We start from the raw sequence: 24,025 nt of genomic DNA, 5'->3' as shown, positions 1-24,025 counted from the left end.
GGAAGTGTAAAGATTTCGTCAGGATCGCCGATAACGTAGCGGTATAATACCAGCGAGGATAGTCAGGATGATTAACGGTATCGGACCGGGTAGTTTCTCACCGCTCCATCTCAGCAGCGCCAGCGCACGCGTGACCAGCAGCACGGCAAGCAATGCGACCCGGCAAAATAGTCTGACGGCAGACGCCTCAGCGAAAGTCACCTTTAGCGAAGCCACCGACGCCATCTCTGCGGTGTACCAAATGACGCCGGCGCGCGTCACCGCCAGCACGCCTCTTTCGCCTGATATGCAGACGCAGGCGATGGGTGCGCTGCGCAGCTCGGGCGTCAGCATGAACGGTATTGGCAGCGCGCTGCTGAGCGCACTGACGCAGCAGCGTGACGATGTCACCATCAGCGTACCGGCCAGCGGCGGCGCGCAAACTGACACGCAGAGCGCGGTGGCACTGGAGATTACCACTCAGTCCGGCGTGAGCCTGACTCTGCAGATGACGCGGCAGCAGGATGGCGTAGCGGTGGCACTGAAAACCACTCACGGTAAGCTGAGCGATGACGAAGCTGCGGCAATTGCCAAACTTTCTGGCGCGCTGGAGAAAACCCTGAGCGGGCTGGATAACGGCAACGGTAAACTGGATGTCGGTGACCTGCTCAGTTTTGACAGTAACCAGCTGGCCAGCGTTGATCTGAAAACCGACCTGCGTCGCAGCGGCGAAGTGATGCAGTCGCTGAATCTGCATGCCGACCCGGGTTCACGCTGGCTGGGTTTCCATAATGCCGACGCCAGTTTCAAACTGACGACGGACATGCGCAGCCTGGCGCAGGCCAGCAACGCCGGTCAGCAGCAGAGCGCCCTGGCGCAGTGGAGCGCGAAATTTGATCAGGCCGCTTCGCGCGGTCACGGCGATCGCGCGGCGCTGGCACTGTTTAAGCAGGGTTTCGAGACCTTAAACAGCACCAGCGCGGCGGCCGGCGTGGCGATGCGCACCCCGCAGGCGATCACCGTAGGCGCGCATGCGGCGCAGGCCGGTGCCATCAGCGGCCTGGCGGATTTCTCGGCCAGCTATCACCAGACGGCGCGCTCCAGCAATCCGCTGAAGCCGGAAGAGGAAGATACTTTCGCTCTGGATGTGGCGCAGCGCAGCAGCCAGCAGAAGAACGGCGATACGCAGCGCATGACGCAGGAAACCCTGTTTAAGCTAAACGCCAGTTTTCATACCGCGCTAAGCGCCAGTTCGCCGCTGGCGCTCAATGAAACCAAAGAGTCACAAAACTATCACTACCACCAGATTCACGATGAAACGCGCAGCACCACTGAGGTGACGCAGGATGCGCAGGGTAACCTCACCGCCCGTTTCGCCCAGCAGCTGACGCAGCAGGAAACGGTGAAGACTTATCAGCTGGCGAAGCTGATCGACAGTACCAGCACACCGCACAGTGAGAAGAGTGAATCGACGCGCCACTATTCCCCGGCGATGTATCTGGCGCAGGCGTAATACCGGGATAACGTAATGCCCACTCTATTGCGCCAGCCCATGGCGCAATAAAACAATAATGTCATTTATCACTATCGATAGCGGAATTAATACTTAAGATAATTCGCCCGTGTCACTCAGCGTAATAACCCTGCATCTCCGCGCCCGCTAACGCCTTCTTATCCCTGATAAATTCTTTATTCTCTTTCTGCATGCCGTTTGCCGGATATAGCATAACCGTGCTCTTTACCGCTGTTATTCCCGCTGATTATCATCGCGCTCAATCTGTTATTAAATTACGGCTCTCTGCCCTGGCAGAATGAGCCTGTGAATCACAGCAAAATAAAAAGTGAATCCAGCGATGACGCAAATCAGGGCTCAACAACTTCAGCGCGCGGCGGTGATTACGTCTGACGCGGCGGCAATCGACGCCGCCCGCCACCTGGCGGAACAGGCGAAAGCCGGGGCAGCCGAACGCGACCAACAGCGTATCTATCCGCGTGAACTGCTCGATCAGTTCACCCAGCTGGGGCTGGGCAGTATCAGCGTGCCGCGCCAGTTTGGCGGCGGCGGTTTGTCTTTTGCTACCGTGGCGGAGGTGTTCCGCCTGATCTCCGCCAGCGATCCGTCGCTTGGCCAGATTCCGCAAAACCACTTCGGGCTGATCCAGTTCATCCTGGGGGAAGGCAGCGCGCAACAGCAGCAGCGCCTGCTCAGCGCGGTGGTACAGGGCCAGCGGCTGGGCAACGGCGGTCCGGAAAAGAACAGCAAACACACGCGTGATATGCAGGCGCAGCTGGTGTCAGGCCCGGAGGGGTTACGGCTCAGCGGTGAAAAGTTCTATTCCACCGGTGCACTGTTTGCCGACATTCTGGTGACCACCGCGCAGCAGGAGGGCCAGCCGGTAATGGCGTTCATTCCGCTGCCGGCAGCGGGCGTTGAGATTATCGATGACTGGTCGGGTATCGGTCAGCGCACCACCGCCAGCGGCACGGTGAAGCTCCAGCAGGTGGCGGTCGATGCCGGTTTGACCATCGCGCTACCGTCGCCCGATAAGCCAACGCTGCGCGGTGCCGTATCGCAGCTGATCCAGGCCGCGATTGACGCCGGGATCGCCCAGGGCGCGCTGGATGAGGCGCTGGCGTTTATTCACAGCAGCTCGCGTCCGTGGGTGGACGCGGGCGTGAGCCGCAACGCAGAAGATCCTTACATTCTCGCCGATGTCGGGCGTATCAGCACCGAACTGAGCGCCGCCAACGCGCTGCTGGTGCGTGCGGCGCGCGTACTGGACAGCATTGACCCGCACGCGCTTACCGCTGCGCACTGCGCGCGCGCCTCCATCGCGGTTGCAGAAGCCAAAGTGCTGACCACCGAAATTGCACTGAAAGCCAGCGAAAAGCTGCTGGAGTGGAGCGGCAGCCGCGGCACATTGCTGAAGCATGGGTTGGATCGCCACTGGCGCAACGCGCGCACCCATACGCTGCATGATCCGGTGCGCTGGAAAACGCACGCCATCGGCAACTATTACCTCAATGATGTTCTGCCCGCGCGTCATGCGTGGATTTAAGGAGCGATGATGACGCAGGTTTTCGCTAAACAGCCGGCAGCACGTATCCGCAGCGCGCAGCAGGCCCTGCAGGTGGCAGAAGAGCTGGCTGAACGCTTTCGCAGCGGCGCAGCGCAGCGCGACCGGCAGCGCGAGCTGCCACATGCTGAACTTCAGCACTATTTCCAGTCCGGCTTAGGCGCCATTACCGTGCCGCGTGCGTGGGGCGGCATTGAGATTTCCAGCGCAGAACTGGCGCAGATTTTTGTCATTCTCAGCGCTGCCGATGCCTCGATCGGTCAGGTGCCACAAAACCACTTCTACGCGCTGGAAGTGCTGCGCGTTAACGGCAGCGATGCCCAGCAGCAGCGGCTGTACAACGAAGTGCTGGCGGGCGTTCACTATGGCAACGCGCTGGCGGAGTTCGGCTCTGCGGCGGCGCATCAGCGCACCACCGCCTTCAGCCAGACCGCCAGCGGGCTGCACCTCAACGGCGACAAATTTTACTGCACCGGGGCGCTGTTTGCCGACCGCATCCCGACGCTGGCCATCGCCGATGACGGCAAAGAACAGCTGGTGTTTGTGCCGCGCCATCAGCCGGGCGTGACGGTGATCGATGACTGGAGCGGTTTCGGCCAGCGCACCACCGGCAGCGGCAGCGTGCAGTTTCGTGATGTGGCGATCGCGCCGGACGATGTGGTGCCGTTTCACAGCGCGTTTGAGCGGCCGACCACCGTCGGACCGTTTGCGCAGATTATGCATGCGGCTATCGACCAGGGCATTGCCCGCGCGGCCTTCAACGACATGCTGGCTTTTGTGCAGCAGCGCGCGCGGCCGTGGCCGGACAGCGGCGTCGAGCGAGCCTGTGACGATCCGCTGACGCTGGATCGCACCGGGCGGCTCGCCGCACGACTCAGCGCCGGTGATGCGTTACTGGATGTCGCCGGGGAGGCGGTCGATGTCGCCCAACGCAACCCGAGCGCTGAACACGTCGCGCTGGCATCGGTTGAAGTGGCGAAAGCGCGTGCCTGGACCACTGAGGTGGCGCTGGAAGCCGGCAACCTGCTGTTTGAGCTGGGCGGATCGCGCGCCAGCCTGCGCGAGCACAACCTCGATCGCCACTGGCGCAACGCGCGTACCCACACGCTGCATGACCCGGTACGCTGGAAATATCCGGTCATCGGCAACTATCTGCTTAACGGCGTGCTGCCGCCGCGACGGGGAACGCTATGAGCCGCAAACAGATTCTGCTCAATGCTTTTAACATGAACTGCGTGGGGCATATTCACCATGGCATGTGGACCCATCCGCAGGACCGCTCAGTGGAGTTCAATTCGCTGGCGTACTGGCTGGATTTAGCGCGTCTGCTGGAGCGCGGCCTGTTCGACGGACTGTTCATTGCCGATATTCTCGGCGTTTACGATGTGTATCAGCAGGGTATCGGCCTGACGGCGCGCGAGTCCATTCAGTTGCCGGTGAACGATCCGCTGATGCTGATTTCCGGCATGGCCAGTGTGACGCAGCATCTGGGCTTTGGCGTGACCGCCAATCTCAGCTACGAAGCCCCTTATCCTTTTGCCCGCCGCCTGTCGACGCTCGACCATCTGACCAATGGCCGCATCGGCTGGAATATCGTGACCGGCTATCTCGACAGCGCGGCGCGCGCCATGGGTCAGCAGCAACTGCTGGCGCACGATCGGCGCTACGACCAGGCCGATGAGTTTCTTGATGTCACTTATCAGCTGTGGGAAGGCAGCTGGCAGGACGATGCGTTGCTGGCCGACAAACAGCGCCGGCTGTATGCCGACGCGCAGAAGATTCACGCGATCAATCATCAGGGTGAATTTTATCAGGTGCAGGGCTATCACCTGAGCAGCCCTTCGCCGCAGCGCACGCCGTTGCTATTCCAGGCAGGATCATCCGCGCGCGGCGTGGCGTTTGCTGCGCGGCACGCCGAGTGCAGTTTCGTGAATGCCAGCTCGCCGGCGGCGCTGCGCGAGCAGGCGCAGCGTCTGCGCCACGCGGCGGTGGCGGCGGGTCGTCAGGCGGACGACTTACGCATCTTTATGGGCGTCAGCGTGATCGTCGCCGCCAGCGAACGCGAAGCGCAGGAGAAGCACCGCAGCTATCTGGAATACGCCAGTGCTGAAGCCGGCATTGCGCACTTCTCCAGCTCAATTGGCGTCGATCTCGCTGCGTTTGGCCTCGATGAACCGATTCACAGCGGCGACACGCGCGCCATTGAATCGGTGAGCAAAGCCTATAACGGCTGGACGCGTCGCCAGCTGCTGGAGCAGCATGCGCTCGGTAGCCGCTATCCGGTGATTGTCGGCAACCCGTCTCAGGTCGCCGACCAGTTGATCCGCTGGATTGATGAAGGCGACATCGACGGCTTCAATCTGACGCGCATCCTGAATCCGCAAAGCTACCGCGATTTTATTGAGCTGGTGGTGCCGGAACTTCAGCAGCGCGGCCGCTTCAAAACCGCCTATCAGCCGGGATCGCTGCGGCAAAAAATTTTTCAGCAGCAGGATCGTCTGCCCGCGCGCCACCCGGCCGCGCGCTGGCGGCCTGTGGCTGACGTTCGTTAATTTAACCTCAGGAAATCAGGATGAAATTTGCCTCATTAGTGGCGCTGAGCGCCGCAATATTTACCGCCAGCGCGTTTGCCGCCGGTGACTACAGCGGCGCCCTCAAAGTCGGTACCACGGCGGCCTTCGCGCCGCCGCTGGAAACCGCCGTGGCTGAAGCGAAAAAGCAGGGACTGCAGGTGGAGCTGGTGGAGTTCACCGACTGGACTGCGCCGAACGTGAGTGTGGAAAATGGCGACATTGACGTCAACCTGTTCCAGCACAAGCCGTTTCTTGACAATGCCAACCGCGAGGGCGGTTTCCATCTGGTGCCGTATGCGCCCGCCATCATCAATAACATCGGGCTCTATTCGAAGAAGCACACGGCAATCGATCAGATTCCGGACGGCGGCACGGTGGCGATTGCCAATGACCCGATTAACGGTGCGCGCGGATTGCTGCTGTTGCAAAAAGCGCAGCTGATAACGTTAAAACCGGGCAGCGGGCTGAAATCCACCGTGGATGATATCGCCAGCAATCCCAAACACCTGAAAATCATCGAAGTGGAGGCGGTGCAGCTGTCGCGCTCGCTGGATGAGGTCGACCTGGCGCAGGGGTATCCGCACTATCTGCGTTTGTCGAAGACCATCGACCCCAACAAGGCCCTGTTATTTGATGGCCTTGAGCATCCGGAATATGTGATTCAGTTCGTGATTCGTGACGGACATCAGGACGATCCGCGACTCAAAAAGTTTGTTGATATCTATCAGCACTCGCCGGTGGTGCGCGCGAAGCTGGATGAGTTCTACGGCAAGCTGTATCAGCCGGGCTGGAGCCAGTAATCATGGTCAGCCTGACTCTTCCTGGCGAGCAGGCGGAGCTGCACACGACGCCGCCGGTCGCGGGCCGTGCGCATGTGCAGATCCGCGGACTGAGCAAACGCTATGACGGCCAGTCGCAGGATGCGCTGAAGCACATCGACCTGCAGGTTAAACGCGGCGAGATTTTTGGAATCATTGGCCGCAGCGGCGCGGGCAAATCGACGCTGATCCGCTGTCTGAACCGGCTGGAAAATCCGACGCAGGGTGCGGTGGTGATTGATGGTATCGATCTCAGTTCACTGAGCGCCAGCCAGCTGGTGCAGTGGCGGCGCCGCACCGGCATGATTTTCCAGCACTTCAATTTACTGTCCGCTAAAACGGTGCGGCAAAACATTGAGCTGCCGATGAAGGTGTCCGGCATACCGGCGGCGCAACGGCGGCAAAAAGTGGATGAGCTGCTGGCGCTGGTTGGGCTGGAAGCGCGCCAGCATGCCTGGCCGGCGCAACTCTCTGGCGGGCAGAAGCAGCGCGTCGGCATTGCGCGCGCGCTGGTGCACGATCCGGAACTGCTGCTGTGCGACGAGGCAACCTCGGCGCTGGATCCGGAAACCACGCGCGCCATCCTCGCGCTGCTGAAAAAAATCAATCAGCAGCGTCATATCACTATTGTGCTGATCACCCATGAGATGGACGTGGTGCACGACCTGTGTCACCAGGTGGCGGTGATCGATCAGGGTGAAATCATTGAGCGCGGTCCGGTGTGGCAGGTGTACAGCGATCCGCAGCATGAGACGACGCGGCAGTTGCTTAATCCGCAATTCGGCGCGCTGCCGGAGGCCATCCAGCCGTTGCTGACGCCGCAACGTCAGGACGTGGACTCGCGTTTGCTGGTGCGGCTGCGCTACAGCGGGCAGGGCGCGCAACCGGATCTGGCGGCGATCAGCGCACAGGTCAGCGGCGAGCTGACACTACTGTATAGTGCGGTTGAATGGGTCGATCGCAAACCCACCGGCCAGCTGTTGCTGCTGCTGGATGTCCGGCACGACGCGCCGGCAGCCCTTACCGCGCTTCATCCGCTGGCGGACCAACTGGAGGTTGCAGGTTATGTCACTGGCTATTGATCGTTTATGGCAGGGGTTGCTGGATACGCTGCTGATGGTCGGCGTGTCGTCGCTGCTGGCACTGCTGATCGGTTTACCGATGGCGGTGATTCTGGTGGTGACCGGGCGCGGCGATCTGTTCCCCAATCCGCTGCTCAACCGGCTGCTGGGCTGGCTGGTGAACCTGTTTCGCTCGATTCCGTTTTTGATTCTGATGGTGGCGCTGATCCCGTTTACCCGCTGGATTGTCGGCACCACCTACGGCGTCTGGGCGGCCGTGGTGCCGCTGACGCTGGCAGCGACGCCGTTTTTTGCCCGCATCGCGGAGGTGAGTCTGCGCGAAGTGGACAAAGGGCTGACGGAAGCGGCGCAGGCGATGGGCTTTCAGCGCTGGCATATTGTCTGGCACGTGCTGCTGCCGGAAGCGCGGCCTGGCATCGTCAGCGGTTTTACCATTACGCTGGTAACGATGATTAATGCCTCGGCGATGGCCGGTGCGATTGGCGCCGGCGGGCTGGGCGATCTGGCTTATCGTTACGGCTACCAGCGTTTCGATATGCAGGTCATGCTCACGGTGATCGTGGTGCTGGTGGCACTGGTCACGCTGCTGCAGCTGTGTGGCGACCGGCTGTCGCGCCGGCTGAACCATCGCTAAAGGCGTTTCAGCTGATCTGCAGGCCGTCAAGCGCCGCCAGCAGCGCGTCGACCTTCGGCAGCAGCTGTTTGCGGCGCGGCCAAATCACCGACAGCGGCAGACCGTCCGGCTGCTGCTGCGGCACAATCACTTCCAGCGCGCCGCTCGCCAGCGCGTCACGCACCAGCCATGACGGCATCTGCGCCACCCCGAGTCCAGCGCACAGCGCCTGCATTTGTGCATCCACGTCACCCAGCGCCATGCGAGAAGGCACCTGACGCCAGTGCGGATGTCCATCCTCCGTGGTAAACAGCCACGGCTTGGTACTGCCGTCAACGCGCTCATACAGAATCGCCCGATGCCGCAGCAACTCACTCTCGCTGGTCGGTCTGCCTGCGCGCGCCAGATAGTCCGGCGCGGCGCAAAACACCATACGCTCGCGGCCCATCGCCCGGCAGCCGAGCGAGGCGGGCAGATCCGGCGAACCGCCGATGCGCACCGCGACATCAATGCCCTCATCAAACAGATCAATAAAGCGATCCGAGAAAGTCAGGCTAAGTTCCACATCCGGATGCTGCTGACAGAACGGAATCAGCAGCGGCATCACGCCGAGCCGGCCATAGGTATTCGGCACCGCCAGCCGCAATCGCCCGGAAGGAATGGTGCGCTGCGCCGCCAGTACCGCTTCGGCTTCCGCCAGCTCCTCCATAATGCGCAGGCAGGTCTGATAATAGGCGCTGCCGGCGTCGGTGAGCGTCAGGCTGCGGGTGGTGCGCTCCAGCAGGCGAGAGCCGAGCCGCGCTTCCAGCCGCGTCACGCTTTTGCTGATGGCGGAACCGGTCAGGTGCAGACGCTCAGCGGCAGCGGCAAAACTGCCGCTTTCAACACTGGCGACAAAAGGAACGATGTCTTTCAGACGCTGATCGTGCATGTATTAGTGAATCCAGTTCAGGAATGATGTGAATTAATGCCACGGCTAAGAATTTAATTCTCTATTACGCTAAGGATAACTGCAACAGAGGAGATTCGACATGCAAAAACAGGCGTTAATCGTGGGGATCAGCGGGGTTATCGGTCGTGCGCTGGCGGAAAGGCTGCAAAGCGAGGGCTGGCAGGTAACCGGTTTGTCGCGTGGACGCGGTGCCATTCCCGAGGGCTGCCGCAGTCTGACGGCCGATCTGACCGATGCAGAAGCGGTGCGCAATGCGCTGGCACAGGAAAAACCGGATGCGCTGTTCTTTAGCGTCTGGTCACGCCAGGCGAATGAAAAAGAGAACATTCGCGTCAACGGCGGCATGGTGCATAACGTCATTGCCGCGCTTGGCGAGCGGCTGAACGGCGCGCATGTGGCACTGGTGACCGGGCTGAAGCATTATCTTGGTCCGTTCGAAGCGTATGGCAAAGGTGCGGTGCCGGTGACGCCGTTCCGCGAAGAACAGGGACGTCAGCCGGTCGATAACTTTTACTATGCGCAGGAAGATGAAGTGTTTGCCGGCGCAGAGCAATATGGCTACAGCTGGAGCGTGCACCGTCCGCACACCATCATCGGTTATGCATTGGGTAACGCCATGAACATGGGGCAGACGCTGGCTGTTTACGCCACGCTGTGCCGTGAAAAAGGCTGGCCGTTCATCTTTCCCGGCTCGCCGCAGCAGTGGAACGGTCTGGCCGATGTCACCGAAGCCGGTTTACTGGCGGAACAGCTGCTGTGGGCGACCCGTGCTGAAGGGGCTGCCAATCAGGATTTCAACGCGGTTAACGGCGATGTGTTCCGCTGGAACTGGCTATGGCCGCGTCTGGCAGACTATTTCGGTATTGAAGCTGCAGACTATCCGGCGCAGATGATGCCGCTGGAAGGACGCATGCAGGAAGCCGCAGCGGCCTGGCGTGAGATCGCTGCGCGCTATCAGCTGCGTGAAGCGGACATCGATAAACTGGCGTCGTGGTGGCACACCGATGCGGATTTGGGACGGCCGATGGAGGCGTTTACCGATATGAGCAAGAGCCGTAAAGCCGGCTTTACCGGCTATCGCGCCACGCTGGATTCCTTCACCCAGCTGTTCGACCGGCTGCGTGCGGAGCGCATCATTCCCTGATAGCGTCACTGGCCGGCCTCGTCAGGCGATCTGCACCCAGCGCCGGCCAAGCAATACGGTCAGCACGATGATGCTCACAATGGCCGCCAGGTGCTGCAGCAAATCCAGCGCATGCAGGTGCACCGGATGACAGAACGCCAGCAGGCTTACCGCCATGCAGGCGACGCCCAGGCCCGCCATGGCCAGACTGCGGGCCGGATAGAGTGTTCGCGTCCGGCGCAGACTGATGATGGTCAGCAGCAGCATCGGCAGACTCACCACCAGCAGGAAAACAAAGCACGGCAGCGTGTCGTGCTGCTGCAGCGGCGTGGCCGTTTGCAGCAGACTGCTGGCGCTCAATCCCAGCCACAGCAGGCCCGGCGGCAACAGCAGCTTTGCGCTGATGCCGCGCCGCCCTGCAATGCTGAGTTCAAAGGCGCTGCGCATCGCCAGCAGCCCGAGGATAAAGGCCAGCATCAGTTGCAGCGCGGCCTGCATCGCGCCGGTCTGCGACCAGTCGGTCAGGGTGCGCGGCACCAGCAAACTGGCCGCGATGCCCGCCGGTAGCGCCAGCGCCAGCCAGCCCAGCACGCGTTTTCCGGTCGCCGGCGGGCGTTTCACCGGGCGCAGATCGCGCCCCAGTTTTTCAATCAGCAAATGATGGTCAGTCATGGTTTGCTCCAAAGCGGCGCAGATTGATGAGCGCGCGGTGCAACAGCGATTTCACGGCCGAAACGCTCAGATTATGGTGTGCCGCCGCCTCGTTCAGGCTCATTTCATGCAAATGAACATGTTCAACGATTTCACGCTGACGCAGCGGCAGCTGGCTGAGATAGCCCGCCAGCTCCTGCCGGGTGTCCAGCTGCTGCTGTTCTGCCGTGCTGGCGGGATCGGCGGCCTGAGCGTCGTCAAGCGCGCAGTGCAGCTGGCGGCTGCGGCGGCGCAGGGCATCAATGGCGCGCGCCGAGACTATCGCCGTCAGCCAGGGCAGAAAAGGGTAAGCGGGATCGTAGGTATGGCGCACGCGATGCAGCGTGAGCAGCACATCCTGAATCACATCTTCCGTTAAGGCTTCATCGCTCAGCCTGCGCCGCACCTGCGCGCGTATCACCGGCACCAGCGCCCGCAGCAGCCGGGTGTAGGCACACTGATCCCCGGCCTGCGCGCGTTCCATCAGTCCGGGCCAGTTTTCACGTGCGCTATCGCCTGTGTGCATACGCTGCCTTGTTGCCGTTACGTCTTCTTCGCTGCCGCCTGGTTTAACGCATCCACTACGATGCCGGGTGTCAGCACCTGCGGCAGTACTTTCGGTGGTCCGCCATCAGCCGGATACACCAGGTACATTGGTAAACCGCCCTGACCAAACTCACTCATCACGTCATCAACGTCCGGGTTAAATTTAGTCGAGTCTGCCACCATGTACAGCGTACCGGTTTTCGCCAGTGCGGTTTTCACCGCCTGGGTCGACAGCGAGGTCTTCTCGTTCACCTGACAGGTGATGCACCATGATGCGGTAAAATCGACAAAAATCGCTTTGCCATGCCCGCGCTGAGCGGCCACCGCCTGCGGCGTCCACGTCTGTTTGCTGACCTGCGCCTGTATATCGCCTTGCAGCGCCGCGCCTGGCTTGATCAGCCCCGGCAGCGGCGCGATCACCGCAATCAGCAATATCGCCGTGACGCTGAACAGCGCTTTGTGCCCTTTTCCGGCAAAGCGGCGCTGCTGCGCCATGCCATACAGCCAGCCGGCAAACGCCAGCACCACCGAGGCGGCCAGCACAACAGCCAGCGCGCTACTGCCCGCCTGCTGGTCCAGAATCCATACCAGCCAGGCCCAGGCACCGAGCATGGGAAAGGCCAGCCCGCGCTTAAGGATATCCATCCAGACGCCAGGACGCGGTAAAAATCGCGCCAGCGGTGGGAACAGCGACAGCAGGGTAAACGGCGCGGCAAAGCCGAGCGCCAGCGCAAAGAAAATGACCAGCGCAACCGCAGGGGGCTGCACCAGCGCGTAGCCGATGGCGCTGGCCATAAAGGGCGCGGCACAGGGCGTGGCTACGATGATCGCCAGTGCCCCGGTCAGCGCGGAACGCAAAAAAGCGCCGCGCTGGATGTCGATGGCCCCGACGCGCTGCACCGTCAGCCCCACCTCAAAGACGCCAAGCAGGTTAAGCGCGGCAGCGAGAATCACCAGGGACAGCAGGGCGATCACCAGCGGTGACTGCAGCTGAAAGCCCCAGCCGACCGCGGCGCCACCCGCGCGTGCGGCCAGCAGAATGCCAGCCAGCGCCATCATGGTCACCAGCACGCCGAGCAGGAATCCCAGGCCTTCACGGCGCGCGCTGGCAGCCTGGCTTTGATGGCGCAACAGGCCAAGCGCTTTCAGCGAAATCACCGGAAAGACGCACGGCATGAGGTTGAGGATGATGCCGCCCAAAAAGGCGGCCAGCATCGCGGTTAACATGGCTGGCCTCTCACTTACTGCGCTTGCGGATGCGCAGCGTCATACTCTTTCACCGCCGCCAGCGCTTTTTCGATGTGGGTATCCGGGTTTCTGTCGGTATAGCTCAGCAGAATATTGCCGTTGGGGGCAATCACATAAGAGGTGCGGTCAGACAGCGTTTTGCCTTTTATCTGCATCAGCGTTTTATATTCGGCGGCCACTTTGGCGCCCGGATCGGCAGCCACGGCGAATTTGTCACGGCACTCCAGCTTAGAAAAATCGCTGATCTGCTCGGTGTTACCGGCAGTGACGCCAATCACCGTGGCGCCCATTTTTTTGAAATCATCCGTGGCTTCGGCGAAGTCGTGCGCCTCGATGGTACAACCCGCGCTGAAGGCCGCCGGGAAGAAGTAGAGCACCACCGGCCCTTTTTGCAGCGCCTGCTGCAGCGAGAAAGTGAGCGGCTTACCGGCCAGCGCGCCCTGAAGTTCAAAGTCAGGTGCTTTGGCCCCGACGGGCAGCGCCGCGCCAGCAGCGAAGGCGGCGAGGCTCAGCGTGGTGCCGAGGGTGAGGGTAGCGATGAGATGCCTGATAGTTGTCATGATCTGCTCCTGCGGTGAAAGAGGTCCGGTTAGGGGTGTTCAGCCAGACAGTTCGCCGCAGTCGGTAAAAAGTTGCGCGGAGGGCAAAAAAAAGCAGGGCAGATCCCTTTTTCCCGTCTCGTTTATTTATTCTTTGCGTGAAATCCTTACAATAATCGCCTGATGTTTTTTTAGGTTTTAGATATGTCTTCAACGTCTTGCGATAAACAGCACAGTGAAACCCAGCAGCTGCTGGCCTCCCTTGAACAGCACATTGCCGAGCCGCCACCCCGGGTGCAGCCGGTGCCGGAAGATTTCTGGCAGCAGCTGGAGACGCTGACCCACGGCGACGACGCCTGACTCAGTTGCGCGGCTGTATACCGTGGCACACCATGCTCAGGGTGTGCTGCAGAATCATTTCGGTATCAAAGCCCGGCTCGTGGGCAAAGCGGGTAAAGGGCACCAGTACCATGCTGAGAATTGAGGTCATCAGCACATCGACATTCAGCTGGTTGTTCAGTAATCCCTGCTGCTGCCATTGAATCAGCAACGCGCGAATCCGTTCGCGTCCGGCATGACCGTGACGCTGTTTCAGCGTGCCGCCCAGCCCCTGACCACTGGCGACTTCCTGCAGCCACAGCGGTGCGAACCAGTCATGACTCAGCACGATATCCGCGAACTCTTTAATAAACCCGCTGATCGCAGCGACAGGGTCACTACTCTCTTCGACAAAATGCGCTTCCAGCCGTTGCCGTAACGGCACAAAGCGTTCCGCGACCACGGTATCCAGCAGTGACTCGCGCGACTGAAAATAGTAATTCAGCATGGCCGGGCTGACGCCAGCTTTACGGGCTATGGCGTTGAGCGAGGTTTCCGCGATGCCGTTTTGCGCATACAGCGCGAGCGTGATGTCCAGCAGATGTTCGCGCTGCTGGGCATTGATTGCGCCGCCGCGTGGACGGCCCGGCCGGCGGGGTTTATCAGAAGGCGCTGTCTCGCTCTCCATCACTTTTTGTGCGGTCATCTTTACGTACTCACGGGTTTCGTGTCAGACTTCGGTTAATATTAATTGTGCATTTAATTAATTTCAAACGGTGTCGTTATGAAACCTCAATCTATCACATCGCAGCGCGACAGCGGGGCAACCAGCCCGCCTTCCATTCGCCTGCTGATGGGCGCGCTGATGCTGGTGATGCTGCTGTCCGCGCTTGATCAGACCATTGTCTCGACCGCGCTGCCGACTATCGTCGGCGAACTGGGCGGGCTGGATCGCCTGTCGTGGATCGTCACTGCTTACATGCTGGCCTCAACCCTGGTTGTGCCGCTGTACGGCAAATTTGGCGATCTGTTTGGCCGCCGAACGGTGCTGCAAATCTCGGTGGTGCTGTTTTTGCTGGGCTCGGCGCTGTGCGGGCTGGCGCAAAACATGCCGCAGCTGATCTTTACCCGTGCGCTGCAGGGACTGGGCGGCGGCGGATTAATGGTGGTGAGCATGGCGGCGGTCGCGGATGTCATTCCGCCCGCCGATCGCGGCCGGTACCAGGGCCTGTTTGGCGGCGTGTTTGGTCTGGCGACGGTGATTGGGCCGCTGCTGGGCGGTTTTATCGTGCAGCACATGTCCTGGCGCTGGATTTTCTACATTAACCTGCCGCTCGGCCTGCTGGCGCTGCTGATCATTAATGCAGTGTTTAAAGCGGATAGCCGACGCAAACCCCATGAAATCGATTATCCGGGTGCGGTGTTTCTCAGCCTGGCGCTGGTGGGCGTGACGCTGTTTACCAGTGAAGGCGGCACGCTGCGCGAATGGTCAGATCCCCAGCTATGGTGCATTCTGGCCATGGGGCTGGTTGGCGTGTTGGGATTTATCTATGAGGAGCGACGCGCGTGGGAACCGATCATTCCACTCGATCTGTTCCGCAATCGCAGTTTTTCCCTCGCCAGTCTGATGGCGTTTATTATCGGCATGGCGCTGTTTGGCAGCGTGACGTTTTTGCCGCTTTATCTGCAGGTGGTAAAAAACGCCACGCCCACCGAGGCCGGACTACAGCTGTTACCGCTGATGGGCGGGCTGCTGGTCACCTCGATCATTAGTGGTCGCATGATTAGCCGCAGCGGGAAATACCGTTTGTTCCCCATCGCCGGGACGCTACTGGCCACAACCGGGATGGCGCTGATGACCACGCTGACGCTGGATGCGCCGCTCTGGCACATTTATGTGTTCTCCAGCGTGCTCGGCATGGGAATGGGCATGACTATGCAGGTGCTGGTGCTGGCGGTGCAAAATGCGGTGACGCCCGATCGCATCGGCGTAGCGACCTCATCGGTTACGCTGTTTCGCTCGGTGGGCGGTTCGATCGGCGTTGCGCTGTTTGGCGCTGTGTTCAGTCACGTGCTGAAATCCGGAGCGACCCGACTGATAGAGCAGGGTAATGTGCTGCCGCCTTCGCTGGATCCGGTCGCCGTGAACCATTTGCCTGCAGCGCTGCGTCAGGCTTATTTGCTGGTGTTCAGTGATGCGGTGCATGCCGCATTTCAGATGGCCGCCGGCGTTATGCTGCTGGCGTTTATACTTTCGCTGCTGCTGCCGGAGTCGCCGCTGCGCGATAACGTGCGCAAATAAGCTTTCCGGTTATTTCGCAGCAGGTCCGTCGGTCAGGCTGCGGAATAAAATTTAAACGCAATTTGCCGGATAAATATGCGCTGTCGGCGCAAAGCAGCAAAAGATATAGATTTTTATCCTAAATACATAGCGTTACCTTTCTGTAAACTTAGGTAAAAATAGTGAAGACAGCGAGAATTCGGGCGGAGACGCTTTATTTCTGCAACTTCTTTACGGTATAAATCTGCTATCCCTGTTATCCACTGTGAAACGTCACCCTATGATTGCTACTGCGGCCCGCAACCTGATTGCCTGCCTGATGTTATTAACCCTGGCTGGCTGCTCGTCTCACTCCTCGCCAGCACCGGAGCAGGAAAGTGTTGATACCTCGCAGGACGGTGGTAAACAGCCCGATTTAATTCCGGTAATAGCCGCTTTGCACGATCAAATGCATTCGTGGGAAGGCACCAAATATCAGTGGGGCGGGACGCAATTATCCGGTGTTGACTGTTCCGGATTTGTCTGGCGCACCTTAAAAGATCGTTTCAATATTCCCATGGATCGCGTCACAACGCGTGAACTGATTGCCATGGGCAAGCCGGTCGATCAGGCGCATTTACAGCCAGGCGACTTAGTGTTCTTCCGCATTAAGCATGAACTGCACGTCGGCTTTTACGACACCGATCGCCAGTTCCTGCATGCCTCAGTGAGCCAGGGCGTGATGCGCTCGTCACTGAATAATCCGTACTGGAAATCGGTATATTTAGAAGCCAGAAGACTCCCGCGCGAGCAAAATTCGCAGATCAGTTTCAATTATAAAAATAAAGTCTGAAGTCAGACATCTCTCCACAAAGCCGCGGCGCGAGGTTTTCGCGCCCGCACTCAGACCCATCCTGCCGTCAACCATCCGTCTCCTGTTTCAGTGGCAATTCGCCTTCAACATGATGGCTGCTTTAACGCTCTGTGCCGCTATATGGGCATTGAAATCTAATCAAACTATTGATTATAAATGAATAGATTAAATATCATGCATTAACAATTAGTGCGATCATAGTATTCGCACTAATTATCAATTTTGTAATAGTAAACATGGTTATTATTATCCTCATCGAAGGCGCAGCGCCTTCTCATCAAACGCTAAGGAATATGACCATGAAAGCTATCAAAACACTGACCATTGCCGCCGCCGCCGCGCTTTCCCTAATGTCTGCTGCCAGCTTCGCGCAAACCGTTTCAGCCACCTCCACCACACTGGATGGTGCCGAAGCGAAAATTGCCGCTCAGGCTCAGCAGCAGGGTGCGCAATATAAAATTCTGGAAGCCAGCACCAACAACCTGGTGCATATGACCGCTGAACTCTACAAATAACGGATGGTTGCACAGGGATGTGCCAGAACGGGTCGCCTGACGGGCGGCCTTTTTTGTCGTGCAGTCAGGCTCGCAGCGTATCAAGCATTCTGGCGATATTGCTGAATTTGCAGCGCAGACTGTCTGGCAGGAGAACGCAATATGCTGAACAACGTGGATATCAACCGGCAGGCGCTGGCTTTTGCAGATGCATTACGCACGCAACGCCATGCTCACGTTCCGGTGATTCGTTTTGCCCACTGGCCGCAATTTATCGCGACGGTGCGCGCTGAGCTGGCGCAACCAGGCAATCAGAAATAATTAGCACGATCACTATAACCGCACTAATTATCAATTGCAGTATAGTAACCTGAGTTATTATTAGTTCCATCGAAGGCACACAGCCTTCAGCCACAACCATTAAGGAATAAGACCATGAAAACCATTAAAGCTATGTCAATCGCCGCTGTTGCCGCTCTTTCACTGATGTCAGCTGCCAGCTTTGCCCAGAGCGTAACCGTGACTTCCTCTACGCTGGACGGTGCAGAAGCTAAAATCGCCGCGCAGGCGCAACAGCAGGGCGCTCAGTATAAAATTACTGAAGCCAACACCAACAACCGCGTGCACATGACGGCTGAACTGTATAACTAAGTTCAGACTGGTTCACTGCGTTAAGGCCGCCTTCGGGCGGCTTTGCTGTTTCCGGCCCGGCTGAAAGCTATCAAAAGCATCAGGCTGGCGTTCGAAATTTGACCAATCCTGCTCAGCGGGCGCAACAGGCGGAGCCCAGGCGTTTATCCACAGGATAAGCCAGCCTCTTTGCACGTCAGTTGTGGATAACTGCTTTAATATCAAACCGTCAGGCGATAAACGCTGAGTGGATTTCCCGACTTACCCGTCGGTTATTTTGTCAGAAATGAATCCGGTTGCGGCTAAATAAACGCGAAGCGGGTGAGTTTATTTCACCATTTCAAAACACATTACGTTTGCGTAATCTGCACCGTTATTTTTTCTGGTCGTCGTCAAAATGGCGAGAGGGAATCAGATTTTTCTCTTTATTAACCGGCGTTCTTTTCGACCGGCCTTTGTCCAGCAGGCAGTCGCGGCAACAGGCTATTTGCGGATGGTGGATACGCGCTACCGTCAGCGCCTGATGCACGGTATACAAAGAGCCGATAAAGCGCTTTTCTTCTTCAAATTCCAGTACGTAACAGCCTTTTTTATGCAATACCCAGCCGGCGTCCGGATCGTGACATAAATAAAAATAGTGCGGTTCTAACATAACTTACTCTCGGGCGAGTGATAGCCATCGAATAGATAATCGGTGATGTGTCTAAATTAGAGACGCGTTCAGTCTACGCCGATGATGACCTGCGGGGCTAATTGATTTAATGACTTTCGGATTAGACCTGAAATGACCGGACCAGCATGAATAACGTGCCGGTCCGGTTGCTGATTTTATTCGCTGGCGAGCGCGGCGACCGGATCCATTCGTGCGGCTTTGCGCGCGGGCAGATAACCAAATATCATGCCGATAATGGTTGAGCAGGCAAACGCTGCGCCAGCCGATTGCCACGAGTAAATGGCGGTCAGCACGCCGCCAGCCAGTAGTGAAATGACCGGACCTATCACCAGAGACAGCGCCACGCCGAGCGATCCGCCCACCAGGCACACCAGCACGGCTTCAATCATAAATTGCTGCATAATGTCGCCGCGTCGCGCACCCACCGCCATGCGCACACCAATCTCGTGGGTGCGTTCGGTCACCGACACCAGCATGATGTTCATTACGCCAATACTGCCGATCATTAGCGCAATCGAAGCCACCAGTAAAATCAGCAGCGTCAGCGTGGCCGCCGCACCTTCTATCGCTTTACGATACTTGTCCCGGTTGAACATCAGGAAATCTTTGGTGCCGTGGCGCGCCGTCAGCAACTGGGTGAGCGATTCCACCGCCGCGCCGCTCACCACATCGTCTTTGAGTTTAATACTGATGCTGGTCAGCGCGGTCTGGCCGCTGATGCGATACATCACCGTGCTCCACGGCAGCCAGACGCTGAGGCGGTTGGGCGACAGACCATCTTCATTATTGGCCACGCCAATAACCCGCACCGGCACCGATCCCAGCACAATCATTTTGCCAATCGGGCTCGGGCCCTGTTCGCCAAATAATTTATTGCGCGTGTTGATATCAATAATGATTTCCTGGCGCGCGTGCCGCTCATCGCTGAAGTTGCTGCCTTCCACCAGCTTAATGCCCTGGATGCGAAAATAGTCGACGCCTACGCCGGAAACTGAAGTTTTGGAGGCGTTGGCCAGGTAGCGAATGGGCTGCGTGGCGATGATTTCCGGACTGACGGCGGCGACAAACTGCTGGCGCGCAATCACATCGGCATCGGCCATCACCAGGGTTTGTACCGGGTGCGCATCATCCTCGACATAATCGCCCCCGGCATAGATAGAAACCACATTGGTACCCAGTCCGGAAATGCTCTCCAGCGTTTTTTCCCGCGCGCCCTGGCCCAGCGCCACCACGGTGACGACGGCGGCAATGCCAAAGATAATGCCGGTCATAGTCAGTGCGGTGCGCAGGCGGTGGGCGTTCATGGCATTCAGCGCCATGCGCAATGATTCGCGCAGCCGGTCAAGCAGACCGCGGAATCTGCTTTGCCGCTTGCGTGGCGCGGGCGTAAAGCGTGTTTTTGCGGCCGTGGCAGCGCTGCCGCTGTCGGCAAAAATCTCGCCGTCCTGAATTTCAATGATGCGTTCTGCGTGCTGCGCCACTTTCATATCGTGGGTAACGATAATCACCGTGTGACCTTCGCGGTTCAGTTCGCTGAGGATGCGCAGCACTTCTTCACCGGAGTGCGAATCGAGCGCGCCGGTGGGCTCATCGGCGAGGATAATTTCGGCACCGTTGATCAGTGCACGCGCAATACTGACACGCTGCTGCTGGCCGCCCGATAGCTCGCCCGGCTTATGCTGTTCGCGCCCCTGTAATCCGAGCCGTGCCAGCAGCTGTGCGGCGCGCTGACGGCGTGCGGTGCCGGATAAGTTGGCATAAATCGCCGGTATTTCAACATTGCTCAGCGCGCTGAGATCCGGCATCAGGTGATAGCGCTGAAAGATGAAGCCGATGTGCTCGCGCCGCACTTGCGCCAGCGCATCGGGCGAGAGCGTGGCGGTATTTTTGCCGCCAATCAGGTAATCACCGCTGTCCGGCGCATCAAGGCAGCCAAGAATGTTCAGCAGCGTGGATTTGCCTGAGCCCGAGGGCCCGATGATCGCCACCATTTCGCCGCTGGCAATCTGCAGATTAATGTTTTTCAGCACCTGCAGGGATTGCGAACCATTGACGTAGCTGCGCTGAATGTTGTGCAGTTCGATGATATTCACATCACCACCTTGTCCGCGCCCGGCTGCTGCGTGGCAAGGATCACTTTTTCCCCTAAGCGCAGCCCGCTCAGCACCTGAATGTCAACGCTGTCGCTGATGCCGGTGGTGATGTAGCGCTTCTCTGGCTGATTATTTTGATTCGCGACGTCGACGTAAGTGCGACCATCGCTGGCCTTTTTCGTGGCCTGCACCGGCACCAGCAGCGCGTTTTTCGCCTGGTCACGCAGCAGATTAACCTGCGCCGTCATGGAGATGCGCAGCGCATTATCCGGGTTCGGCACATCAAGCAGGGCGTTGTAATAGACCGCCGCGTTCGTGCTGCTCACGGTATTGCTTTCGCTGTTACCCATCAGTGCATCATCTTTCATCACCGACTCAGGGGCCAGTTCGATGCTGCGCAGCGTGGCGTTGTAGCGTTTATCCGGATTGGCGAAAGTGGTAAACCACGCCTGCTGGCCGGGCTGAATATTGGTAATGTCCGCCTCGGAGATTTGCACTTTGATGGTCATGGTGCCGAGCTGCGCCAGTTTGGCGATGGTCGGGGCGCTCTGTACGGCGTTTACGGTCTGGCCCTGCTTCGTGACGATCGCCACCACCGTGCCGTCAATCGGTGCCATGATGCGCGTGTAGCCGAGATCGAGTTGCTTTTTATCCACTTCGATCTGCGCCTGAATCACCCGCGCCTGCTGCGCCGTCAGCTCTGCCTGGGCGATGCGCCACGCTTCGGCGGCGGTATCAAAATCCTGGCGGGAAACGGCATTGGTTTTAACCATCTGTTGCAGGCGCTGAAACTGTGCCTGCTGGCGTACCAGCGTAGCCTGACGGGTCTGTAAATCCGCCTGCGCCACGCTCAGCGCCGCCTGCGCATTACGCAGATCGCTGCGCTGCGGCTGATCATCGATCTCCGCGATCAGTTGTCCCTTGCGCACGTTGTCGCCGGCTTTGATATACAGCTTTTTCACCTGACCGGAGACCTGCGCACCGACGTTAACGCGCTCAATCGCGTCCATTTTGCCGGTAGCGGCAATCACGTTTTCGATGTCGCCCTGGCGCACCGCGGCGGTCATCAGCGGATTGGGTTTACTGCGTGACGCCGAATATGCCCAGAGAACCAGAATCATCACCAGCGCGGTCAGCGCGGCAAACAGCCATTTTTTCGTCATTGTGTGCATCATCGTCCCTTAAATTTAGCGAGAATAATAATCACTAAGCGGGACAAACTGGAGAAAAATTCTGCGGAATTTTGTCAGCCGCAGGGGAGTGCGCCATCCCTGGCGCAGGTTGTGGGTTAGCGATACCCCGTCAGTCAATCCGTTCAGAGCAGATTCAGCTGTTGCTTCAGCTGCGCAATCTCCCTGCGCCACTGCTGCTGCTGCGCCGGTTTCTGATGCTTTGCCTTACGCGCTTCGTCCTGCTGCAGCTTTTCTTCCAGCACCAGCAGCGCCTGCAACAGCGCATCTTCATCGCCCGGGCGGTCATCGACGGCAGCAGCGGCAAGCGGGTGATCGACTGGCACATGAGCGGTGGCCAGCCTGGCGGTCACCTGCGGCCAGTCGTGCCACTCGCTCAGCTGCTGCTGTTCAATCAGCCAGAAGCGATTGCAGCTGCTGGCGATCAGGCTGCGGTCGTGAGACACCAGCAGCACCGCGCCGGCGAACTGCTGCAGCGCCTGCGCCAGCTCCTCTTTGCCTGCCATATCCAGATGGTTGGTCGGTTCATCCAGCAGCAGCAGCGAGTAGCGCGCCAGCGTCAGGCCGACAAACAGCAGGCGCGAGCGCTCACCACCGCTGAGGGAGGCAACCTTCTGCTGGTGGCGCAGCCAGGGAAAGCCTGCGCTAATCAGCGCCATTTTGCACTGCTCATCGCTCAGCGCAGCGAAACCGTGCAATGCCGCGCTTAATGTCTGGTCGTCACGCAACTGTTGCAGGCTCTGGTCGTAATAGCCGACGCGGGCGCGCGGATGAAACAGCGGGCTGTCGCCTTGCTGCCAGCTATGCCACAGCTGGCGCAGCAGTGAGGATTTGCCGCAGCCGTTGTGGCCGACAATCGCGATGCGATCGCCACTTTTCACCTGCAGCGCGGGCAGGGAAAAAAGGGTCGGCGCCCCGGCAGCAGGCTGAATCGACATCGGCGGCAGCGCCAGCACGCGATCCGCCTGCAGCGCTTCGCCCTGTAACTGCAGCTGCCACGGACTGCCGGCGCTGAGCGTGGTCTGCGCGGCTTTCAGCCAGTCGATGCGCTTCTCCATCTGTTTTGCTTTACGCGCCAGACCTTCGTTGTCATAGGTCCGGCCCCAGATCGCCAGCCGTTTTGCACTGCTCTCAACCCGGGCGATCTCCTGCTGCTGTGCCTGGTGGCGCTGCGCATCCGCCTCATCCTGCTGTGCCAGCGCCTCGCGGGCGGCCGTGCAGGGCAGACGGAAGACGTGCAGCGTGCGATCGCGCAGGATTGCGCTGCAGTTGGTGACGCGATCCAGCAGCGCGCTGTCGTGGGACACCAGCACAAAGCTGCCCTGCCAGCCGATCAGGAAATTCTCAAGCCACAGCAGGGTCGGCAGGTCGAGATGGTTACCCGGTTCGTCCAGCAACAGTAAATCGGGCTGCAGAATCAGCGCGCGCGCCAGCAACAGCCGCATATGCTGCCCGCCGCTCAGCGTCGCCGCGGTTTGTGACTGCTGCGCTGTGCTGAAACCCAGCGTATGCAGCAGCGCCTCGGCACGCCAGCGCTCGCTACTGCGCTGTGCTGCGGGCAGCCGGGCGATCACGCCATCCAGCAATGAGGCCTCGAGTAATGTTTCCGGCAGAAGTTGTTCAATGCGCGCCAGCAGACAGTGGCTGGCGGGTGTGACGCTGCCGTGACTGGCGGCCAGTTCACCGCTGAGAATTTTCAGCAGGGTACTTTTACCGCTGCCGTTGTCGCCAATCAGGCCGATGCGGTCGCCTTTTTTCAGGCTGAAATCCAGGGAATGAAAAAGCGGGCCAAAGGCATTGTCGAAGCCGACGGCATGTGCGGAAAGGAGTGTGCTCATCTACTTACTCTCAAGTTGCAGGCGCAAAAAAGCCTGACGTCAGAATTTCGCTGACGACAACCCGGTAAGCCGGAGAGAAGGGATTAAATTGTCAGAACTTCGCTCAGGCGGATTATCGCAGCACGAGTGCGGTAAAACCTGAGCGGGTCCAGTCACCATAGAAGTGTGAGTAAACAAACAGTTCACACGACGGCATAGAGTTCCTCCTTAGTTATCAGCAGGTGAATAAGTCAGCCGATAATAGTGGCGGAGTGCGGCTTTTTCCAGCGATTTGTATCGGCGTTGGTATAGTATGGCGTCAGAGTCTGATTGATGTCACAGGAGATTGAATATGTTGATTTATGACGTTTTTGGCCGCCACATTGGTGTTCTGCGCAAGGATGATGGCTGGCAGGTATTTCGCGTCGACGTGACA

Annotated in this window: 24 protein-coding genes; 14 read left to right on the top strand and 10 right to left on the bottom strand. The window is 59.1% G+C overall.

The window, feature by feature from the left end:
- Window positions 1-67 precede the first annotated feature (67 nt).
- The 7 genes from QMM04_RS01220 (at window position 68) to QMM04_RS01190 (ending at window position 8,163) form a co-directional block, all read left to right on the top strand.
- A complete protein-coding gene (locus tag QMM04_RS01220; protein ID WP_104093393.1) occupies window positions 68-1,492 on the top strand; it encodes a hypothetical protein in 1,425 nt (474 codons plus the stop codon).
- A 340-nt stretch (window positions 1,493-1,832) separates the two neighbouring features.
- Window positions 1,833-3,038 (top strand): SfnB family sulfur acquisition oxidoreductase, encoded by a 1,206-nt coding sequence (locus QMM04_RS01215; protein WP_282995494.1) that lies wholly within the window; start codon window positions 1,833-1,835, stop codon window positions 3,036-3,038.
- A gap of 9 nt (window positions 3,039-3,047) precedes the next feature.
- Complete coding sequence (locus QMM04_RS01210) at window positions 3,048-4,250, top strand: SfnB family sulfur acquisition oxidoreductase (protein WP_125310869.1); 1,203 nt, start codon at window positions 3,048-3,050, stop codon at window positions 4,248-4,250.
- Entirely contained in the window at window positions 4,247-5,608 is a 1,362-nt protein-coding gene (locus QMM04_RS01205; RefSeq protein ID WP_152390922.1) for an LLM class flavin-dependent oxidoreductase, read from the top strand. Before QMM04_RS01210 ends, QMM04_RS01205 begins: the two co-directional genes overlap by 4 nt.
- A 20-nt stretch (window positions 5,609-5,628) precedes the next feature.
- Entirely contained in the window at window positions 5,629-6,429 is an 801-nt protein-coding gene (locus tag QMM04_RS01200) for a MetQ/NlpA family ABC transporter substrate-binding protein (protein ID WP_168714982.1), read from the top strand.
- A gap of 2 nt (window positions 6,430-6,431) precedes the next feature.
- Window positions 6,432-7,529: an ATP-binding cassette domain-containing protein gene (locus tag QMM04_RS01195; RefSeq protein WP_282995493.1), complete on the top strand. Its 1,098-nt coding sequence runs from the start codon at window positions 6,432-6,434 to the stop codon at window positions 7,527-7,529.
- Entirely contained in the window at window positions 7,513-8,163 is a 651-nt protein-coding gene (locus QMM04_RS01190; RefSeq protein WP_021508962.1) for a methionine ABC transporter permease, read from the top strand. Before QMM04_RS01195 ends, QMM04_RS01190 begins: the two co-directional genes overlap by 17 nt.
- A gap of 7 nt (window positions 8,164-8,170) precedes the next feature.
- Here QMM04_RS01190 and QMM04_RS01185 read toward each other — a convergent pair whose 3' ends face one another.
- Window positions 8,171-9,073 carry a LysR family transcriptional regulator gene (locus QMM04_RS01185; RefSeq protein ID WP_282995492.1) on the bottom strand — a complete coding sequence of 301 codons (903 nt, stop codon included), beginning with the start codon at window positions 9,071-9,073 and terminating at the stop codon, window positions 8,171-8,173.
- A gap of 100 nt (window positions 9,074-9,173) precedes the next feature.
- On the opposite strand from QMM04_RS01185, the gene QMM04_RS01180 reads away from it, so the two are divergent.
- Window positions 9,174-10,238: an SDR family oxidoreductase gene (locus tag QMM04_RS01180; protein ID WP_058759046.1), complete on the top strand. Its 1,065-nt coding sequence runs from the start codon at window positions 9,174-9,176 to the stop codon at window positions 10,236-10,238.
- A gap of 21 nt (window positions 10,239-10,259) precedes the next feature.
- On the opposite strand, the gene QMM04_RS01175 is transcribed toward QMM04_RS01180, so the two are convergent.
- From QMM04_RS01175 to QMM04_RS01160, 4 genes are read right to left on the bottom strand one after another with little or no spacing between them, the layout of a single operon-like run.
- The gene (locus tag QMM04_RS01175) at window positions 10,260-10,889 is read right to left on the bottom strand and encodes an NrsF family protein (protein ID WP_282995491.1); all 630 of its coding nucleotides are present in this window, start codon (window positions 10,887-10,889) and stop codon (window positions 10,260-10,262) included.
- Entirely contained in the window at window positions 10,882-11,433 is a 552-nt protein-coding gene (locus tag QMM04_RS01170; RefSeq protein WP_282995490.1) for a sigma-70 family RNA polymerase sigma factor, read from the bottom strand. Before QMM04_RS01170 ends, QMM04_RS01175 begins: the two co-directional genes overlap by 8 nt.
- Window positions 11,434-11,450: 17 nt before the next feature.
- Window positions 11,451-12,680 carry a thioredoxin family protein gene (locus tag QMM04_RS01165; protein ID WP_282995489.1) on the bottom strand — a complete coding sequence of 410 codons (1,230 nt, stop codon included), beginning with the start codon at window positions 12,678-12,680 and terminating at the stop codon, window positions 11,451-11,453.
- Window positions 12,681-12,694: 14 nt separating this feature from the next.
- Window positions 12,695-13,261, bottom strand: coding sequence for a peroxiredoxin (locus QMM04_RS01160; protein ID WP_125310836.1), 567 nt, complete (start codon window positions 13,259-13,261; stop codon window positions 12,695-12,697).
- Window positions 13,262-13,444: 183 nt separating this feature from the next.
- On the opposite strand from QMM04_RS01160, the gene QMM04_RS01155 reads away from it, so the two are divergent.
- On the top strand, window positions 13,445-13,600 hold the full coding sequence (locus QMM04_RS01155; protein ID WP_168926280.1) for a hypothetical protein: 156 nt from the start codon (window positions 13,445-13,447) through the stop codon (window positions 13,598-13,600).
- A gap of 1 nt (window position 13,601) precedes the next feature.
- Here the strand turns inward: QMM04_RS01155 and QMM04_RS01150 are convergent, their stop codons facing one another.
- The gene (locus tag QMM04_RS01150; RefSeq protein ID WP_058770292.1) at window positions 13,602-14,264 is read right to left on the bottom strand and encodes a TetR/AcrR family transcriptional regulator; all 663 of its coding nucleotides are present in this window, start codon (window positions 14,262-14,264) and stop codon (window positions 13,602-13,604) included.
- A 78-nt stretch (window positions 14,265-14,342) separates the two neighbouring features.
- Between QMM04_RS01150 and QMM04_RS01145 the strand changes: the two genes are divergently transcribed.
- The 5 genes from QMM04_RS01145 (at window position 14,343) to QMM04_RS01125 (ending at window position 17,837) form a co-directional block, all read left to right on the top strand.
- Window positions 14,343-15,860, top strand: a complete 1,518-nt coding sequence (locus QMM04_RS01145; RefSeq protein ID WP_282995488.1) for an MDR family MFS transporter — start codon at window positions 14,343-14,345, stop codon at window positions 15,858-15,860.
- A 259-nt stretch (window positions 15,861-16,119) separates the two neighbouring features.
- Entirely contained in the window at window positions 16,120-16,671 is a 552-nt protein-coding gene (locus QMM04_RS01140; protein WP_021508972.1) for an NlpC/P60 family protein, read from the top strand.
- Between the two features lie 320 nt (window positions 16,672-16,991).
- Window positions 16,992-17,207, top strand: a complete 216-nt coding sequence (locus QMM04_RS01135) for a YdgH/BhsA/McbA-like domain containing protein (RefSeq protein WP_059009207.1) — start codon at window positions 16,992-16,994, stop codon at window positions 17,205-17,207.
- Between the two features lie 141 nt (window positions 17,208-17,348).
- A complete protein-coding gene (locus tag QMM04_RS01130; RefSeq protein ID WP_164861079.1) occupies window positions 17,349-17,507 on the top strand; it encodes a hypothetical protein in 159 nt (52 codons plus the stop codon).
- A 114-nt stretch (window positions 17,508-17,621) separates the two neighbouring features.
- Window positions 17,622-17,837: a YdgH/BhsA/McbA-like domain containing protein gene (locus QMM04_RS01125; RefSeq protein WP_021508975.1), complete on the top strand. Its 216-nt coding sequence runs from the start codon at window positions 17,622-17,624 to the stop codon at window positions 17,835-17,837.
- Window positions 17,838-18,189: 352 nt separating this feature from the next.
- Here QMM04_RS01125 and QMM04_RS01120 read toward each other — a convergent pair whose 3' ends face one another.
- From QMM04_RS01120 to QMM04_RS01105, 4 genes are all read right to left on the bottom strand, one after another.
- Window positions 18,190-18,468: a hypothetical protein gene (locus QMM04_RS01120; protein WP_021508976.1), complete on the bottom strand. Its 279-nt coding sequence runs from the start codon at window positions 18,466-18,468 to the stop codon at window positions 18,190-18,192.
- 176 nt (window positions 18,469-18,644) lie between these two features.
- The gene (locus QMM04_RS01115) at window positions 18,645-20,582 is read right to left on the bottom strand and encodes a MacB family efflux pump subunit (RefSeq protein WP_132463173.1); all 1,938 of its coding nucleotides are present in this window, start codon (window positions 20,580-20,582) and stop codon (window positions 18,645-18,647) included.
- Entirely contained in the window at window positions 20,579-21,754 is a 1,176-nt protein-coding gene (locus QMM04_RS01110) for an efflux RND transporter periplasmic adaptor subunit (RefSeq protein ID WP_238562357.1), read from the bottom strand. Before QMM04_RS01110 ends, QMM04_RS01115 begins: the two co-directional genes overlap by 4 nt.
- Before the next feature lie 143 nt (window positions 21,755-21,897).
- The gene (locus QMM04_RS01105; RefSeq protein ID WP_238562125.1) at window positions 21,898-23,610 is read right to left on the bottom strand and encodes an ATP-binding cassette domain-containing protein; all 1,713 of its coding nucleotides are present in this window, start codon (window positions 23,608-23,610) and stop codon (window positions 21,898-21,900) included.
- Between the last annotated feature and the right edge of the window lie 415 nt (window positions 23,611-24,025).

Source organism: Pantoea sp. Pa-EAmG (assembly GCF_030024295.1).
GTDB classification, from domain to species: domain Bacteria; phylum Pseudomonadota; class Gammaproteobacteria; order Enterobacterales; family Enterobacteriaceae; genus Pantoea; species Pantoea dispersa.
The sequence above is the reverse complement of the archived record's forward strand: the minus strand, read 5'-3'. Positions and strand labels throughout refer to the sequence as shown.